This window comes from Stenotrophomonas sp. 86428_Sma, from assembly GCF_056481585.1.
On record NZ_CM151156.1, the window covers coordinates 1,459,763 to 1,476,287 of the forward strand.

The following is a 16,525-nucleotide window of genomic DNA, read 5'->3' on the forward strand; positions in this document are numbered from 1 at the left end:
CTCAACGAAGGGTGCCGCTGGCTGCAGTGCGCAGCGCCTGGGTGATGTGCTGCAGCGTGCTTGAACGCACGGCAGCATGCTGCCAGTACAGCGGCACATCGAGCCAGCGGCGGGGTTCCAGTACCACCACGCGGCCGGCGCGCACGGCGGGCGCGACCAGGGTTTCCGGGGCCATGCCCCAGCCGAGTCCGCACGCGGCGGCTTCGACGAAACCGGTGGAGGAGGGCAGGTAGTGTAGCGGCGGCTGCAGTCGCGCGCGGGTCAGGCGCCGCACGAAGCGCCACTGCAGTTCATCCTTGCGGTTGAACACCAGCATCGGTGCGCGCGCCAGGGCCGTGGCCTGCATGCCGTCGCGGAAGTACTGGCGGGCGAAGCCGGGCGAGGCGATGGCGTGGTAACGCATGGCGCCGAGCGGATGCACGTTGCAGCCCTTCACCGGCAGGCTTTCGGCAGTGACCGCGCCGAGCACGCTGCCATCGCGCAGCAGCTGCAGGGTATGGTCCTGGTCATCCATGCGCAGGTCGAACAGGTAGCCATGGCGCTGGTGCAGTTCGGCGATGGCCGGTACGAACCAGGTATCGAGCGAGTCATCGTTGACCGCCAACGGGATCGGCGTGCGCGCGGCATCGCTGCCGCGTTCGGGCAGCAGTTCGGCCAATGCCTCGGCCTCCAGCGCCTGCATCGGCCGGACCCGGCGCAGCAGCGCTTCGCCTGCGGCGGTGGGCCGGCACGGTGCCTGACGTACCACCAGTACCTGGCCGAGCCTGTCCTCCAGCGCCTTGATCCGTTGCGACAGGGCCGACGGGCTGATCGACAGGCGGCGTGCTGCGGCGTCGAAGCTGCCTTCTTCCAGCACCGCAGCAAACGCGGCCAGTTGCGGATGTACCAGATCCATGCCGGTGCCTCTTCAGTTTTCCTGCACAGGATAAAGAAAAATCAGATTGTCTAAACAGGGTCAGCGGCCGCACCCTGCGCGTCCCCTCGCTGCCTGGCCTGTCCTGATGTGGATCGCCGCTACCGCCGCCGGCCTGTTCGCAGGTGCCGGCCTGATCATCGCCATCGGTGCGCAGAACGCCTTCGTGCTGCGCCAGGGCCTGCAGCAGCGCCATGTGGGCAGGGTGGTGCTGGCCTGTGCCGGCGCGGACATCGTGCTGATCCTGGCCGGCGTCGGCGGCATGGGCGCGCTGGTGCTGCAGTGGCCGCTGCTGCTGCAGGTGCTGCGCTTCGGTGGTGCGGGCTTCCTGCTCTGGTATGGCCTGCAGGCGGGGCTGCGCGCATGGCGCGGTGGCAGTGCGCTGGCCGCCGCCGAGGCGCAGGGCGGCAGCGGACGGCAGGTACTGCTGACCTGCCTGGCCTTCACCCTGCTCAACCCGCACGTCTATCTGGATACCGTGGTGCTGCTGGGCAGTCTGTCCACGCGTTACCCGGGCGATCTGCGCTGGGCCTTCGCCGCCGGTGCCTGCATTGCCAGTGTGGTCTGGTTCTGCACGCTGGGCTATGGCGCGCGCCTGTTGCAGCCGGTGTTCCGCAGGCCGGGCGCCTGGCGTGTGCTGGATGCAGGCGTGGCGATCTTCATGTTCTGCCTGGCGACGTTGTTGCTGCTGCGTCCTTTATCGCCATGAGTGCGTGACGTACGCCGGTGTTGCGTATGTGTTCCACCGGTACGGTTCACGTGGCCGGATACAGCGCGGATAATGCGCGCCTGGTCGCGACCCCGCCGCGCATGCCGTCGTTCGGCAGCCCCCCGGTCGCCTGTGTTCTCGTTGTACGACCGCCACGGCGCGGCATCGGTGTTGCATGAAAGACAATCTACAGCTGCTCCTGTCCCACCTGGGGCGCACCTTCCTGTTCGGCCTGATGATGGCGCTTCCGCCTGCGTTGGCCTGGCTCGACATCCATTGGCTGGGCAATGCAGTCGGCGAGTGGTCGTTGGTCGAACTGACCCAGGAAGGCTTCCTGGTCGCCAGCGTGGCTGCCTTCGTCCGGCTTGCATTGCGACGTGCCGATGATCGGGCCTTTGCCGTTCTGGCGGCCGCGCTGTTCGCCTGCATGCTCCTGCGTGAAATGGATGAGGCGCTGGACCTGATCGCACACGGCTTCTGGAAGTACCCGGTGGCCGTGCTGATCATCGGCTCACTGGCCTGGGCCAGCCGCGACTGGCGCCGGGCCATGCCGGCGCTGGTGCGTTTTCTCGTATCCCGGCCGGGTACCGTGATGACGATCGGCCTGGTTCTGCTGCTGTTCTATTCGCGTCTGATCGGCATGACGTCGTTGTGGACCGGACTGCTGGGTGACCAGTACATCCGCGTGTTCAAGAACACCATCGAGGAGACCACCGAACTCCTTGGTTACACCTTCATTCTCGCAGCCAGCGTCGGCTATGTGGCACAGCGGGTACGCGAACCCCTGACGGCGCGGAAGCGCGCCGTGCACGAGGGTGCCGGGATGCAGCAACGGCCACTCTAGGCGGCATCCACCGCGCATAACGGCGTCTCGCCGGGGCGCAGGGTCAGTACCCGCACGCCGGTGCGGGTGACCGCCACCGTATGCTCGAACTGTGCCGACAGCTTGCCGTCGCGGGTGTACACCGGCCATTCGTCCGGCTGCTGGCGGATGGCCGGCTTGCCCTGGTTGAGCATCGGTTCGATGGTGAACACCATGCCTTCTTCCAGCACCATGCCGGTGTTGGGATGGCCGTAGTGCAGGATCTGCGGTTCCTCGTGCATCTCCTGGCCGATGCCGTGGCCGCAGTATTCCTTCACCACGCTGTAGCCGTGGCTGCGCGCGTGGCGGGCGATGGCGTGGCCGATGTCGCCCAGGCGCGCACCAGGACGCACGGCGGCAATGCCTTTCCACATCGCCTGGTAGGTGGTCTGCACCAGCCTGCGCGCGGTGTAGTCGACCTCACCGACCCGGTAGGTGGTGCTGGAGTCGGCGATGTAGCCGTTCTTCTCCAGGGTGATGTCGAGGTTGACGATCTGGCCGTTGCGCAGCACGTCGGTGGTGCTGGGTACGCCGTGGCAGACAACGTTGTCGATCGAGGTGTTGAGCACGTACGGGAAGCCGTACTGGCCCTTGCTGGCCGGCCTCGCCTGCAGCTCATCAACAATCATGCGTTCGACGAAATCGTTGATCTCCATGGTGCTTCGGCCCTGCAGCGGCAGCTGGTCGAGTGCGGCGAACACCTCCGCCAGCAGGCGGCCGGATTCGGCCATCAGCGCGATCTCGTCGGGGCGCTTGATGATGCCCATCGGCTCAGACCTGGCCCGGCGGCAGCAACGGGGGCTGCACGCCGGCCGCGCGCAGCTCGCTGGCGACGATGTCCTGGAAGCTCAGCGTGGGGTTCAGCTCGCACAGCATGCCGACCCGGATCCAGAAGTTGGCCTGGGCGTTGATCGAGCGGCTGGAGACGGTACAGGCACGGCGCAGCTGGTCGTGCAGGGTGTCATCGATGTTGACGATGCCCATGGGCGGTCCTGAAGGAGGGGGTATACGAAGCGTATATGCTTCGTATATCCGGCTCAAGGCCGCCCGGTTCAGCTCGCGTCGGTGGCGAAGCGCAGACGGTTGCCGTCGGGGTCGACCAGCAGCATCTCGCGGCTGCCCCATTCGGTGTCATGCGGCGGCTGTTCGATGGGGACGCCTGCGGCGCTGAAGGCGCGGTGCAGGGCGTCGACGTCCTCGACGATGAAGTACACCGCGCCGCCGACCTCGCAGTCGCCGCTGTGTTCGGTGAGGAAGATCGTCTGGCCGTCGCGGGTGAGCTGGGCGAACAGCGGAAAACCGGGTTCGAAGCGGTGTTCCCAGTCAACCACGAAGCCCAGTCCCTGCACGTAGAACGGCAGGGTGGAGTCGGCGTGGCGCATGCGCAGCTGGGGGATGACGGTCTGGGCCATGGCGAGGGCTCCTGGGGCAGGCGTCCAGTGTAGTGCCGGCCGCTGGCCGGCATCCTCATTGTTCCCGGGCTCACGAGGATGCCGGCCAGCGGCCGGCACGACCGACTCTGCCTGGGTCTGGTAGTTGCCAACCTTGGTTGGCATTGCCGGCCAGCGGCCGGCACTACCGAAGCCACGCTGGCCAACGGCCGGCATTACCGACGCGGTCAGCAGGCGGTCGGCACGGCGGCCATCGCCGCCAGCAGTTCGCGGTTCACCTGCTGGTGCCGCGCCTGCCATAGCGGTAGATCCTCGGCGCTGACGTCAGGCTGGCCATCCAGCGACGACAGCCAGCGCTTGAAGCGGCTCTGGTAGTTGGCCAGCGACACTTCGCCGGTGATGTCACTGCCGACCAGGCCGCCGGCGCGCAGCGCTTCGATCACCACCAGTGCGTGTTCCAGCTGGAAGCGGCCCTGGTCCCAGTTGCTGCGGGCGACGTCCTCGGCGAACACATCTTTGTCGATCGACAGGTAGGTTGGTTGCGGTGACTTCGCCTGCTCGGCGGCGAACGCGGCCACCAGCGCTTCGGGATGCTCGAAACGGCGGAAGGCGTGGCCCATGCCGAGGCGATGCCCCCAGCCCACGTCCACGTCCATGCACCAGTAGGTCAGGCGACCGCCGATCAGCGGGCGCCAGTGGTTCTCCCAGGCATGGCCGAGGCCGATGTCGCTGGAGGTGATGCCGAGCACGTGGATGTGCGAGATCTGCGGCAGCTTGCTGGCGGCGTTCACCCACGACCCGCAGTGCATGCCGAGCGGGAAGCGCATGTTGTCCGGATGGTTGTCCAGCACCACCAGCTGGAACGGCGCCTGCGTGCGCATGCGCTGCAGCAGCGGCAGGCTGAGGTGGTGGAAGTCGCCACTGCCGAGCATTACCGTGCCGAGCTGGGCCGGCAACGGTGCCAGCACTTCAGTGGCGAAACGGTTCAGGGTGGCATTGCGGCAGGCGAAGCGCAGTGGATCGTGCCATTGCGGCAGGGCCAGGGTCTGCGCCTCTGGCAGCGGTAGCACGCCACCGTCCAGGTCCAGGATCAGCGGGGAACGCAATGGCATCGCTCAGCCGCCTCCGTCCGGTTCGCCCTGCAGGTACGGGGCCAGCCTGCGCAGGGCTGCACGCAGCAGCGGGGAACGGGCGTGGATCGCATGCCGGGTGGAGGTGAAGCTGGCACCCAGTTCGGCCTTGATCCGCGAATCGGTCCAGCCGGCCACGTAGTGGCTCAGGCTGTGCTGCAGCGCGTATTCGAGGTTGTGCATCCAGCTCACCGCGTACAGGTTGTGCTCGCGGGACTGCGGATAGGCCAGGCCGATGTACTTGTCCACCAGCTTGCCCGCATGCACGTAACACAGGTTCCAGCCGATCAGCTGGCCCTGGTGGCGGTACAGGAACATCCGTCCCTGGCCCTGGCTGTCGGCCAGAAGCTGCTGGAAGTAAGGCAGGTCGAGCTGGTCGAAATGCACCGCGCTCTGCGCGTACACGCCCAGGTACAAGGCATACAGTTCGGCCTGCAGCTGCGGGTCGGCCAGGGCCGGATCGCCGGTGGCGATGCAGTCGATCTGCAGGTCGTCGCGCGAGCGCAGCTTGCGCCGGATGTTCTTGCGGCGCGAAGACGACAGGCGGCCGAGATAGCCATCGATCGAATCGAAATCGATCGCCACCCAGGCCAGCGGCATGCCTTCCAGTTCGACGAAGCCGCGTGCCAGCAATGCCTGCAGGAAGGCACCGCTGTGTGCGTTGGCCGCGTCGTCCAGCAGCGGCGAATCGATCGCCAGGTCCTTGACCACCAGAAGGCGCGTATCGCCGATCGCGTGACGCGTCACGTCCTCGGCCAATGCCTCTGGTGCGACGTGCGCGGGCAGCGGGGTGTACTCGGTGCTGGTGGCGCCGACGAAGCGGGTCTTCCAGGTGATCCAGGGCCGCCACAGGCGCGACAGCGGCAGGCCAAGCAGCTTGCCGCGCAGGTCGTCATCCATCGTGGTGGTCAGGTCCAGCGGCGCACGGAAGGTCGGCAGGCCGCTGGGAAGGCGGCCTGCCTCGAATCCGAGTGGCGGGTGGGCCAGGAAGCCCTCCAGCAGCGCGGCCGGTTCCAGCGCGGTGCTGGATGCGCGTGACGTCATTTCCATCGGCACGGGAACCGGCAGCGCATCGACCTCAGCCCTTGGCCTTGGTCAGCGCCTGGTCGAGCAGGGTGATCGCCAGGTCGATTTCTTCGTAGCTGATGTCCAGCGACGGCGCGAAGGTGATCACGTTCTTGTACCAGCCACCCACGTCGAGCACGAGGCCCATGCGCTTGCCGTCGTGCAGCAGGTCACCGGCCAGACCGATGTCGACCATGCGGTCCAGCAGTTCCTTGTTCGGGGTGTAGCCGTCGGTCTGGCAGATTTCCGCGCGCAGGGCCAGGCCCAGGCCGTCGACGTCGCCGATTTCCGGGTGGCGCTTCTGCAGGCTACGCAGGCCATCGAGGAAGTACGCGCCCTTTTCCGGCACGGTGCGCTCGTAATCCATTTCCTTGCCCAGCTTCAGCACTTCCAGGCCCAGGCGGGTGCCCAGCGGGTTGGAGTTGAAGGTGGAGTGGGTGGAGCCCGGCGGGAACACGGTCGGGTTGATCAGCTCTTCGCGCGCCCACAGGCCCGACAGCGGGTTCAGGCCGTTGGTCAGCGCCTTGCCGAACACCAGCACGTCCGGGGTCACGCCGAAGTGCTCGATGGCCCACAGCTTGCCGGTGCGCCAGAAGCCCATCTGGATTTCATCGACGACCATCAGGATGCCGTACTTGTCCAGCACGCGCTTGAGGCCGGTGAAGAAGTTGCGCGGCGGGATGACGTAGCCGCCGGTGCCCTGGATCGGTTCGACATAGAATGCGGCGTACTCCGCCTGACCGACCTTGGGATCCCACACGCCGTTGTATTCGCTTTCGAACAGGCGCTCGAACTGCCACACGCAGTGGTCGGAGTACTCGTCCGGGGTCATGCCCTTCGGGCGACGGAAGGGGTACGGGAACGGAATGAACATCGCGCGCTCGCCGAAGTGGCCGTAGCGGCGGCGGTAGCGGTAGCTGGAGGTGATCGACGACGCACCCAGGGTACGGCCGTGGTAGCCGCCTTCGAAGGCAAACATCAGGCTCTTGCCGCCGCGCGCGTTGCGCACGATCTTCAGCGAGTCTTCAATGGCCTGCGCGCCGCCGACGTTGAAGTGCACGCGGCCGTCGAGGCCGAACTTCTCGTGCATGTCCACGGCAATGGTCTTGGCCAGCTGCACGCGGGTCGGGTGCAGGTACTGGCTGGCGACCTGCGGCAGGGTGTCGATCTGGTCCTTCAGCGCATCGTTCAGACGCTTGTTGCTGTAGCCGAAGTTGCAGGCCGAGTACCACATCTGCAGGTCGAGGTAGGGCACGCCCGCACCGTCGAACATGTAGCTGCCTTCGCCGCGCTGGAAGATCTTCGGCGGGTCGACGTAGTGGACGGTATCGCCGAAGGAGCTGTAACGGGCTTCGTCGGCTAGCAGCTGCGCGTCGGAGGCGGCGGCGTCGGCGTTCTTGTCAAAAATGTTCATGCAGTTCGGTTCCGTGAAGGACGTTCGAAAGAGGTAGCGGGGGCGTGCTTGGAAGGGAGTGCTCAGGCGGTGGCCAGCAGCAGGGGCAGTACGGCGGGCTGCGGGCTGGCGTCGATACGACGTGGCTGCAGCAGGCTGCCATCGAGCAAGTGCGGCAGCAGTGCGATTGCATCGTGGAAGGTATCGATGGCGGCATGCTCGATGCCGGCATGGGTGCAATGGGTGATCAGGCGACGCTTGGCGAACACGAAGTCGGCATCTTCGGAGACGCAGAAATCCGAACTGCCATCGCCGATCATCAGCACACGCGGTGCTTCGTTGGCGCGCGCCTGCGCAGCGCAGGTGCACTTGCAGGTGCCGCTGCGGCAGCCTTCGGCCTGGTAGGGCGATTCCAGTTCCCAGTGGTCATCGCACCAGCGCAGGTGGTTGGCCACCACCGGCAGTCGCGACAGGCCGTGGTTGGCGAGGATGCGGTGGATCGCATGGTCCAGGCCGTCACTGACGATGCGCAGCGGCACGCCCAGCTGTTCGGCACGGCTGACAAAGGCGGCAAAGCCCGGATCGATCTGCACCTGGTCCAGGTGGGCGTCGAGCGTGGCCGGGTCCAGTTTCAGCAGCCTGACCTGGCCCTGCATGCATTCGCGCGAGCCGATCTTTCCCGCCTTCCACTGGTCTTCCAGTTCCTGCCAGCCCAGCTGGCCGTATTTCTCCAGCAGCGAGTCGATGACATCTTCGAGGCTGATGGTGCCGTCGAAGTCACACAGGATGCTCCAGTGCATGGGCAGGTCCGTCGATGAAAGGAACGTCCGGCGCGATGCCGGGCCAGGCTCAATGTAGGTAGGCAGCCTTTCTCGTTCCTTTCCTGTTGAAAGCCTGCATTGCAGGGCGCGGAAAGCGTTCAGGAAGGTGCATGGATGAATGCGTGGGGCGCACTCCATCCGTGCGTCCTGGGGTCACGCGCGGGCCAGTGCCCGCAGTATTTCGGCGGTCTCTTCACGGGTCTGCCAGGCGCTGTTGCCGAGGGTCAGCATGCGTGCGGCGAAGTCGCGTGCGTTGGGCATGTCGTCCTGCGGCACGATGCCGCGCAGGTAGGCATAGCCGGGCAGGGCATGGATGAACATGCGGCTGGCGCCAAGCCCGCGTGGCCACAAGTCCTTCAGTACTGCATCGCGGGCGCGTTGGCTGGGCAGCAGCAGCATCAACAGTGGCCAGGTGCCACCGCTACCGGCCAGCCCATCGACCACCTCAACGGCAGGCAGCTGTGCCAGCTGCACCCGCAGCTGCAACGCACGCAGCCGACCGGCCTGAAGGAATGCCGGCAAGCGCCGCGCGGCATGCGCGCCGATGTTCTGCCGCCACTGGCTGACCCGGTGCTGCGGGATATCCAGCGGGAAAATGTCACCGACCGCATCTTCCAGATCGCCACGCTGAAGCGCATTGCGCAGTGGATTGCCATACACCAGTGACAGCAGCGAAGGGCGATAGCAGGCAGCAAGGCCCAGCAACTGCACGCTCCGCAGCAGCTCCCAGCGCAGGCTGGAGCGAACGTGCTGGACGGCATGTTCGGCCAGCGCAGCACGCAGTTCGTCATCGCGGCTGACCAGCAGGCCGCCTTCATGCAGGCTCAGGCCCTTGCCGGCGGCCAGGCTGAAGAATCCGATATCGCCGCGCATGCCGACACTGCTGTTGCCGACCCGTGCGCCGAGTGCCTGCGCGGCATCTTCGATCACCCAGGTGCTGGCGTTGCGGGCGACTTCGCAGGCCAGCTCGACATCGGCAATGCGCCCGCCCAGGTGGGTGGGCAGGATCGCCAGCGTGCGCGCATCGGCCAGCCGCTTGAGCTGGCCGGGGTCGAAGTCGAAATGACCGCGCCGGGTATCGCACAACTGCACGCGCAGGCCCAGGCTGTGCACCGCGATCGGCACCAGCGGGCAGCTATAGGCCGGCATGATCACGGTGTCGCGCTTTGGCGCACGCTTGCGCAGCGTGCGCAGGGCGATCAGCAGCGCGTGCGTGCCGGAACAGGTCAGCTGCAGCGGCGGTGTGCCGAGTTGGCTGGCCAGGATGTCACGCAGGTCGCCGCCACCGGGAAGGAAATCGCTGGCCTGCATCGGCAGGCCGGCGGTTGGTGGCAGTTCGCGCGCGAACAGGCTCATCGCAGCGCGCTCACGTCGTGGTTTCGGCAGGGCTGTGCGGGTCGTCCGCCTCGGCGCGGCCGAGGCAGACGATGCCGGCCACGATCAGTACCGCACCGAGCAGATGGTGGAGGGTCAGCGGCTCGTTCAACAGCCACGCCGACAGCAGCAGCACGCTGATCACTTCCAGGTGCGAGGCAGCAAAGGCGGGACCGATCGGCGCATGGCGCAGCAGGCTCATCCAGGTGAAGAATGCACCCACGTAGCCGAGGATGGCGCCGTAAACCCACGGCTGCGACAGCACGCGCAGCAGCCAGGCGGTGTTGGCCTCGACCGGCAACGCGGCGTCACCGGCGTACTTGAAGCACAGCTGGGCCAGCGTGTCGAAAGCCATCAGCAGCGGGAAGCCGATCACATACAGGCGCCTCATGAGCCGGCCCCCACCACGGCTACGCCGGCGGTGACCAGCAGCATGCCGGTCACCCGCAGCGGCGTGAGTTTCTCGCGGAACAGGAAACGGCCGGCGATCATCAGCGCGACGATGTTGATCGAGCCCAGCAGCACGCCCTTGGACAGCGGCACCAGCGACAGGAACGCGATCCAGGCGACGAACTCAAGCACGTAGCAGGCGATGCCGATCCACAGCCAGGGACGGCTGAGCATGTGTTTCCAGCGCTGCAGTCCTTCGCCCTCCTGCGGGTCGCTGGCGGCGGCCTTGAAGGCGAGCTGGCCACCGGTATCGAGCACGACATTGGCCAGCCACAGCAGCGTGGCAAGTGCCCCCATGTCAGGCCACCGCCTTGAGCACGCCAGTGCGTTCACCGATTTCGGTGAAGAAGCGCGCGCTGCGGCGGATCACATCGCGGCGTTCGCGGTCGATGGTGATCATGTGGTAACTGTCTTCCAGCACCACCAGTTCCTTCGGGCCGCTGACCCGCGACATCACCAGCTCGGCGTTGCCCATGCTGGCCACGTCGTCCTCGCGGGCGTGCATCACCAGGCACGGCGCGGTGACCTGGTGCAGGTGGCGGCGGGTCCAGTTGCTCAGGGCGCGCATTTCGGCCAGGGCGTGCCAGGGGTTGCCCGGCAGGCCGGCGGCGGCGCTGTCGCCGGACAGCATGGCGGCGCTGACCTGCGCACGCAGGCGCTCGTCACGCAGGCCGTACGGCGGTTCTTCCATGAACATGCGGTCGCGGCCGATGTTGAAGCGCTTGAACCACGGCAGCAGGAACGAGAAGCGGGCCACGGCGGGGATGTTCCAGCCGTCATAGCGGAAGGTGGCGCCGTACACGCCAACCCCGGACACCCACTCGGGGCGACGTGCAGCCAGTGCCAGCGACAGCACCGCGCCCATCGACAGGCCGCCGACGAACAGCTGGTCGACCTTGCCGCGCAGGGTTGCCGCCGCATCTTCCACGCCCTGGTACCACTGTTCCCAGGTGGTCGCCAGCAGGTCATCCACGCTGCCGCAATGGCCGGGCAGCTGCACACCGTGCACGGTGAAACCGGCGTTGTTCAGCCCTTTGCCCAGCATGCGCATTTCCGCCGGGGTGCCGGTCAGGCCATGGACCAGCAGCACGCCCTGTGGGCCACCGGGGAGGAAGAAGTCGTGCGATTCGGTCACCTGGCGGCTCCGGGACGGCAGTGGGGATGGCAGGATCGCAAGCGCGATTTTCGCCAGCCTTTCAGCGCCCCGGGCCGGGTCAGGGCGCCTTCAGCAGCGGCAGCGTGATGGCGACCTTCAGTCCGCCACCTGGGCGGTTCAGGAAGCTCAGGCGGCCGCCGAAGTGCTCCACCGCCTCGTGCGCGATAGCCAGGCCGAGGCCGGTGCCGCTGGCAGCGGTGCCCGGCGCCCGGAAGAAGCGCTCGCCCAGCCGTGGCATCACGTCGTCGGGCACGCCAGGGCCGTTGTCTTCCACATACAGTTCGACATCATTGTCGTCCAGCGCGTGCACGCCCACCGTGACGGTTGCATTGCGGCCGGCATAACGCAGGGCGTTGTCGATCAGGTTGTCCAGCGCTTCCTGCAGCATGGCGCCGTTGCCGAGTACACGCAGCGGATGGGGACTGCCGCGGTAGCCCAGATCGATGCCATCGCGGATCGCCTCCGGTACGCGCATGCCGACCCACTGCGGTACCAGCTCGCACAGGTCCAGTGCCTCCACGGTATCGGGCACGGTCTGCGCCCGGCTCAGTGCCAGCAGCTGGGTGCTGACCCGGGCGGTGCGCTGGTTGAGCCGGCGGATGTGCTGCAGCGCCTCGCGCACTGTATCGGGGTCGCCATGTGCCAGTGCCTGGTCCACATGCAGGGCCATGCCCGCCAGCGGCGAACGCAGCTGGTGCGCGGCATCAGCGATGAAACGGTTCTGCAGGGTGATCATTTCCGCCTGGCGGGCAAACAGATCATCGATGGTGCTGATCAGTGGCTGGATCTCCTCGGGCACGTCGGCATCGGAGATCGGCGCCAGTTCGCCGCGGCGCTGGGCCAGGCGGGTCCTCAGCGGGGTCAGGATGCGCAGGCCATAGGTCACGCCGAACCAGACCAGCGCTGCGGTACCCAGCGCCAGCATGGTCATCAGCGGGATGATGATCATCAGGATCTCGCGCGCACGCTGCCGGCGGTCGGCCATGCTCTCGGCCACGGTCACCGCCAGCTGGTCCTGCGGATCGTTCATCGCCTGCGTGCAGACGGTGGCCATGCGCACCTGCTGGCCATTGAGGTTGCCGTCGTACAGCGCCGGATGCACACCGGTGCAGTCCTGCGAAGGGGCGTACGGGCTGAAGTCTGCATTGCCGCTGAGCGTACCCATGCGGCTGCTGTCGACGTTGAAGTAGCGATGGCCGTCGGGGTCGTACTCGATCAGGAAGCGCGCCTGCGGAGACAGGTCGCTGGTCACCGGCATGGTGCTCAGCATCTGCGCGAACGAATGCGTGTCGTCGATCAGGTTGCGGTCGTGGATGCGGTTGGAATAGTCCAGCGCAACGTAGTAGGCCAGGATCGTGTTGAAGGTGAGCAGGCCCAGCATCGGCAACGCCAGGAAGGCGAGCAGGCGCCGGCGCAGGCTGGGTGGTCCACTGATCACGGGGCGCTGTCGTCCTGCGCGTCTTCCAGCATGTAGCCCAGCCCGCGCACGGTGCGGATGCCCATTCCGCCGGGCTGCAGCTTGCGGCGCAGGCGGTGCAGGGCGATGTCCAGGCCGTTGTCGGTAAGGTCCTGGCCCCAGTCGCACAGCGCCTCCACCAGCTGCGCGCGCGACACGATGCGCTCGGCGCGGACTGCCAGAGCCGACAGCAGGCCGAACTCGCGCGCGGTCAGTTCCAGCGACTGGTCGTCGATCCACACCCGGTGCCCGGCCAGGTCCAGGCGCAGGCGTCCGATGCGCAGGTCCGGGTTGCCATTGCTGGTCACGCGGCGCAGCTGTGCGCGCACGCGCGCTTCGAATTCGTCCAGCGCGAACGGCTTGACCAGGTAATCGTCGGCGCCCAGGTCGAGCACGCGCACGCGTTCGGCCAGGCCGTCGCGGGCGGTCACCACCAGCACCGCCAGGCCATCGCCGCGCTGACGCAGGCGCTGCAGCACATCGCGGCCATCCAGCTGAGGCAGGCCCAGGTCCAGCACCAGCAATGCGTACTGGGTCGAGCCCAGTGCCGCGTCGGCGTGCGCGCCGTTGTCGACGTGGTCAACCACGTGCCCCTGCCGGCGCAGCGAGGCGCACAGGCCGGAGGCGATATCCGGGTCGTCTTCAGCAATCAGAACGCGCATGCGCGGGGGCTCCTGTAACGGTCAGGCCCACCGGATGGACGGGGTGGGCCTCTCTCGGCTGCCGAGGGTAGCCGCAAACTGGGTGAAGGTGGAGCGCGCCGCCGCCGCCCGGTGCCGTCGCGCTGTCCCTTCATTCAGTCCTGCAGGCCCGGCTCACCCGGCGCCAACGGCACCCGCGAGCCATCCAGCAGGCCACGGCTGAGCCTGCCATTTTCGATGAACAGCAGTTCGCCGTTCTCGCCGTTCTTGATGCTGCTGTCGATGGCGATCACGCGGTCGCCATGGAAGCTGCTGACGTGTGGCATCGAGGTGTGGCCGACCACGATGCGTTTGAGCTGCAGGCGGTCGAGTACGGTCTGCACCCCCGCGGTGTCGAGGCGGCCATCAAAGTAGCCGCGGTACCAGATCGGGCTGGTCTTGCCGTCATACAGCGGTGCGGTGGCCGGGTCGGCCTTTACTTCGGCCTTGGGCAGGCCCAGTGACGCCTGGTAGGCCGCATTGGTGCGCGCCGGGTCCAGCGCCAGCTGCACTGCCTCGGGCGAAATACCGCCGTGCAGGAACAGGGTGTCGCCGATCTTCAGCAGCACCGGGCGGGTGCGCAGCCACTGCCCGATCACCGAATCGGCACCGTACAGCTGCGGGTAGCTGCGGCCGAGCAGCTGCGCGCTGCGCAGGTACTTCGGGTTGACGTAGCGCAGGTCGTCGTACAGCACCATGGTTTCGTGGTTGCCGAGCACGAAGTGCACCGCGCCGCCGGCGGCGGCCGCCTGCTGCTGCAGGCCATACAGCAGCCAGAAGGCCTCGGTCACCTGCGGGCCACGGTCGAACACATCGCCGGCGATGACCAGCGTGTCCTTGCCCAGCGCCCAGCGATCCTGGGCATCGATGACCTGGTGGGCGCGCAGCAGGCGCACCAGCAACCCGTACTGGCCATGGATGTCGGACAGCGCAACGATGCGCGGCACGGCCGGCAGCACGGAAACCGAAGGCGCATTCGGGGCAGCCACGTGCACCGTGTGCTCGTAGCCGCAGCGCGGGGCGATGTCGGCACCTGCGGCCTGCGTGGCAAGCGTGTGCGACTCGACCTTGTCGTCGCAGATCCATTTGGCCTGCAGCTGGTCGCCCTGGCGGAACACATAGGGGCCATCGGCCTGCACGTGGTCGGCGGGCGCGGCAACCTCGCGGGCCTGCGTGGTTGCTGTGGCGCAGGCCAGCAGCGGCAACAGCAGGGTGGTCAGCAGGGAAGGGCGATCGCGCGACATCGGCGGCATCCAGTGGCGGAAAGACCCGATGCTAACCGGCGCGGGTGTTCGTCGGTGTGCGCGAATGGGCGGATCAGGTGTCGCGCCCGCCGTCCCTGAGCTTGCGCACGCGGGTGGCGGTGGGCTGAAGTGGCTGGCCGTCGCGCCCGCGCGGCTGCATGTAGGGCAGCGGCCGCCGCGTCGCCGATTCGATCAGCTGTGAATGGGCTTCACCGGCCTCGAAGCGATGGCGTTCACCCCATTGGCGCAGCGCGACCAGCAGCGGGAACAGTTCCTGGCCAGCGGCGGTGAGCACGTATTCCTGGTAGGCCGATCCATCGGAGGCCGGCTGCAGCTGCAGGACGCCGGCCTCTACCAGCCGGCGCAGGCGGTCGCTGAGGATGTTGCGGGCCGCGCCGAGGCTGCGCTGGAAATCACCGAAACGGGTGACGCCATCGAAGGCATCACGGATGACCAGCAGCGCCCAACGGTCACCGAGCAGATCGGCGCTGCGGGCGACGGGGCAGGGGCTGTCGGCGTGCATGGTGGACCTCTCTGATGTGGTTGCAGTTTAAAACCAATGGCAGTAGTCTGCATCAAGTTTCAAATTGCAACCACATCATGAGTGCCATATCGCTTCCCCGCCCGCTGCTGGTCCTGCTCGCGGTTGCCGCAGGTGCCAGCGTTGCCAACGTCTATTACGCGCAGCCGCTGCTGGATCAGCTTGCACGCGCCTTTGCGCTGGACCGGGCCGTGGCTGGCGCGGTGCTGGCTGCTACCCAGGCCGGTAGCGTGCTGGCGTTGCTTGGCCTGCTGCCGCTGGCGGACCGTGGTGACCGGCGACGCCTGCTGCGGCTGCAGTTGATCGCATTGGTGCTGGCGCTGCTGTGGCTGGCAGCGTCACGCACGGCGGGCTGGCTGTTGTCGGGCATGCTGCTGGCCGGCTTGCTGGGCACGGCGCTGACCCAGGGCCTGATCGCCTATACCGCCATGCTGGCACCGCCCGAGCAGCGAGGTCGCGTGGTCGGTGTGGTGCAGGGCGGCGTGTTCATCGGCCTGCTGCTGGCGCGCGTGGTGTCCGGTACGGTGGCGGCGGCCTTTGGCTGGCAGATGGTCTACCTGTTGTCAGCGATGGTGATGGCGGGGTTGGCGGCGCTGCTGTGGCGGCGCCTGCCCGCAGTACCGGTGCCGTCGGTTCCCCCACGCTGGCGCGAGCTGCTGGGCTCGATGCTGGGCATGCTGCGCCGCGATCGAACGCTGCGCGAGCGTGGGCCGCTGGCACTGCTGCTGTTTGCCGGCCTCAATGTGTTCTGGGCGGCGGCACCCTTGCCGCTCTCGGCGCCACCGCTGCATTGGTCGACCGCCGCCATCGGTGCACTGGGCCTGGCCGGGGTGATCGGTGCGCTGCTGGCGGCGCGGGTAGGGCACTGGATGGACCGTGGTTTCGCGCATCCGGTCAGCGTCGGTGCGCTGTTGTTGATGCTGGTTGCGTGGTGGCCCTTGCTGGGCCTGCCGCAGTCGCTGTCGTTGCTGCTGTTGGGCGTGATTGTGCTCGACCTGGGTGGACAGGCACTGCACGTATCAAACCAGGCATCGCTGCTGCGCGCGCCGGCTGAACAGCATGGACGCCTGGTGGCTTTGTACATGCTGTTCTATGCGGTGGGCAGTGGTGCCGGTGCAGCGGCCGGGCCGTGGATGCAGGCGCGCCATGGCTGGCCGGCGGTATGCCTGTTGGGGGCGGGCATCGCGTTGCTGGCGCTGCTCTGGTGGGCAGCGTGGCGGGTGGTGGCGGTGAAAGCAGCGGCCGGCGGCCGTATCGGTAGTGCCGGCTGTCAGTAGAGTCGACTGTCAGTCGACTGCTCTTCGCCCTGCGTGCGAAAAACCCCGCGGTGCGCGCGATAG

General features: G+C 67.3%; 19 protein-coding genes. 3 read left to right on the forward strand and 16 right to left on the reverse strand.

The genetic code is table 11. From position 1 onward, the window contains the following. Position 1 precedes the first annotated feature (1 nt). Complete coding sequence (locus ACZK3J_RS06650) at positions 2-895, reverse strand: LysR family transcriptional regulator ArgP (protein WP_478476639.1); 894 nt, start codon at positions 893-895, stop codon at positions 2-4. 106 nt (positions 896-1,001) lie between these two features. On the opposite strand from ACZK3J_RS06650, the gene ACZK3J_RS06655 reads away from it, so the two are divergent. Both ACZK3J_RS06655 and ACZK3J_RS06660 read left to right on the forward strand, forming a co-directional pair. Beyond that, positions 1,002-1,622 (forward strand): LysE/ArgO family amino acid transporter, encoded by a 621-nt coding sequence (locus tag ACZK3J_RS06655; RefSeq protein ID WP_032127535.1) that lies wholly within the window; start codon positions 1,002-1,004, stop codon positions 1,620-1,622. A gap of 175 nt (positions 1,623-1,797) precedes the next feature. Next, on the forward strand, positions 1,798-2,466 hold the full coding sequence (locus tag ACZK3J_RS06660; protein WP_032127534.1) for a hypothetical protein: 669 nt from the start codon (positions 1,798-1,800) through the stop codon (positions 2,464-2,466). On the opposite strand, the gene map is transcribed toward ACZK3J_RS06660, so the two are convergent. The 15 genes from map to ACZK3J_RS06735 all read right to left on the reverse strand — a co-directional run bounded on the left by map (position 2,463) and on the right by ACZK3J_RS06735 (position 15,167). Further along, complete coding sequence (gene map, locus ACZK3J_RS06665; RefSeq protein ID WP_197655800.1) at positions 2,463-3,245, reverse strand: type I methionyl aminopeptidase; 783 nt, start codon at positions 3,243-3,245, stop codon at positions 2,463-2,465. The two genes, ACZK3J_RS06660 and map, sit on opposite strands and share 4 nt — an antisense overlap. A gap of 10 nt (positions 3,246-3,255) precedes the next feature. After that, positions 3,256-3,468, reverse strand: a complete 213-nt coding sequence (locus tag ACZK3J_RS06670; RefSeq protein WP_005412680.1) for a ParD-like family protein — start codon at positions 3,466-3,468, stop codon at positions 3,256-3,258. A gap of 68 nt (positions 3,469-3,536) precedes the next feature. After that, positions 3,537-3,896, reverse strand: a complete 360-nt coding sequence (locus ACZK3J_RS06675; protein ID WP_049462370.1) for a bleomycin resistance protein — start codon at positions 3,894-3,896, stop codon at positions 3,537-3,539. Positions 3,897-4,102: 206 nt separating this feature from the next. Then, the gene (locus ACZK3J_RS06680) at positions 4,103-4,987 is read right to left on the reverse strand and encodes a hypothetical protein (protein WP_049462372.1); all 885 of its coding nucleotides are present in this window, start codon (positions 4,985-4,987) and stop codon (positions 4,103-4,105) included. A 3-nt stretch (positions 4,988-4,990) separates the two neighbouring features. After that, positions 4,991-6,055: a GNAT family N-acetyltransferase gene (locus ACZK3J_RS06685; RefSeq protein ID WP_478476641.1), complete on the reverse strand. Its 1,065-nt coding sequence runs from the start codon at positions 6,053-6,055 to the stop codon at positions 4,991-4,993. 28 nt (positions 6,056-6,083) lie between these two features. Next, the gene (locus ACZK3J_RS06690) at positions 6,084-7,484 is read right to left on the reverse strand and encodes an aspartate aminotransferase family protein (RefSeq protein WP_414577360.1); all 1,401 of its coding nucleotides are present in this window, start codon (positions 7,482-7,484) and stop codon (positions 6,084-6,086) included. Between the two features lie 62 nt (positions 7,485-7,546). Then, positions 7,547-8,263, reverse strand: coding sequence for an MtnX-like HAD-IB family phosphatase (locus ACZK3J_RS06695; protein ID WP_478476642.1), 717 nt, complete (start codon positions 8,261-8,263; stop codon positions 7,547-7,549). 174 nt (positions 8,264-8,437) lie between these two features. After that, complete coding sequence (locus ACZK3J_RS06700; protein WP_478476643.1) at positions 8,438-9,640, reverse strand: DegT/DnrJ/EryC1/StrS family aminotransferase; 1,203 nt, start codon at positions 9,638-9,640, stop codon at positions 8,438-8,440. 10 nt (positions 9,641-9,650) lie between these two features. Continuing rightward, on the reverse strand, positions 9,651-10,049 hold the full coding sequence (locus ACZK3J_RS06705; RefSeq protein ID WP_049424527.1) for a DMT family transporter: 399 nt from the start codon (positions 10,047-10,049) through the stop codon (positions 9,651-9,653). Next, on the reverse strand, positions 10,046-10,405 hold the full coding sequence (locus ACZK3J_RS06710; protein WP_012479558.1) for an EamA family transporter: 360 nt from the start codon (positions 10,403-10,405) through the stop codon (positions 10,046-10,048). Before ACZK3J_RS06710 ends, ACZK3J_RS06705 begins: the two co-directional genes overlap by 4 nt. 1 nt (position 10,406) lies before the next feature. Continuing rightward, the gene (locus ACZK3J_RS06715) at positions 10,407-11,243 is read right to left on the reverse strand and encodes an alpha/beta hydrolase (protein WP_010483180.1); all 837 of its coding nucleotides are present in this window, start codon (positions 11,241-11,243) and stop codon (positions 10,407-10,409) included. A gap of 79 nt (positions 11,244-11,322) precedes the next feature. Beyond that, positions 11,323-12,702: a sensor histidine kinase gene (locus tag ACZK3J_RS06720; protein ID WP_005412674.1), complete on the reverse strand. Its 1,380-nt coding sequence runs from the start codon at positions 12,700-12,702 to the stop codon at positions 11,323-11,325. Further along, entirely contained in the window at positions 12,699-13,382 is a 684-nt protein-coding gene (locus tag ACZK3J_RS06725) for a response regulator (RefSeq protein ID WP_008265770.1), read from the reverse strand. The genes ACZK3J_RS06720 and ACZK3J_RS06725 overlap by 4 nt, the downstream gene beginning before the upstream one ends. Positions 13,383-13,516: 134 nt before the next feature. After that, complete coding sequence (locus ACZK3J_RS06730) at positions 13,517-14,644, reverse strand: metallophosphoesterase (protein WP_478476644.1); 1,128 nt, start codon at positions 14,642-14,644, stop codon at positions 13,517-13,519. 73 nt (positions 14,645-14,717) lie between these two features. Continuing rightward, the gene (locus ACZK3J_RS06735) at positions 14,718-15,167 is read right to left on the reverse strand and encodes a winged helix-turn-helix transcriptional regulator (protein ID WP_049399611.1); all 450 of its coding nucleotides are present in this window, start codon (positions 15,165-15,167) and stop codon (positions 14,718-14,720) included. 77 nt (positions 15,168-15,244) lie between these two features. Between ACZK3J_RS06735 and ACZK3J_RS06740 the strand changes: the two genes are divergently transcribed. Continuing rightward, positions 15,245-16,462, forward strand: a complete 1,218-nt coding sequence (locus ACZK3J_RS06740; protein WP_478476645.1) for an MFS transporter — start codon at positions 15,245-15,247, stop codon at positions 16,460-16,462. Positions 16,463-16,525 lie beyond the last annotated feature (63 nt).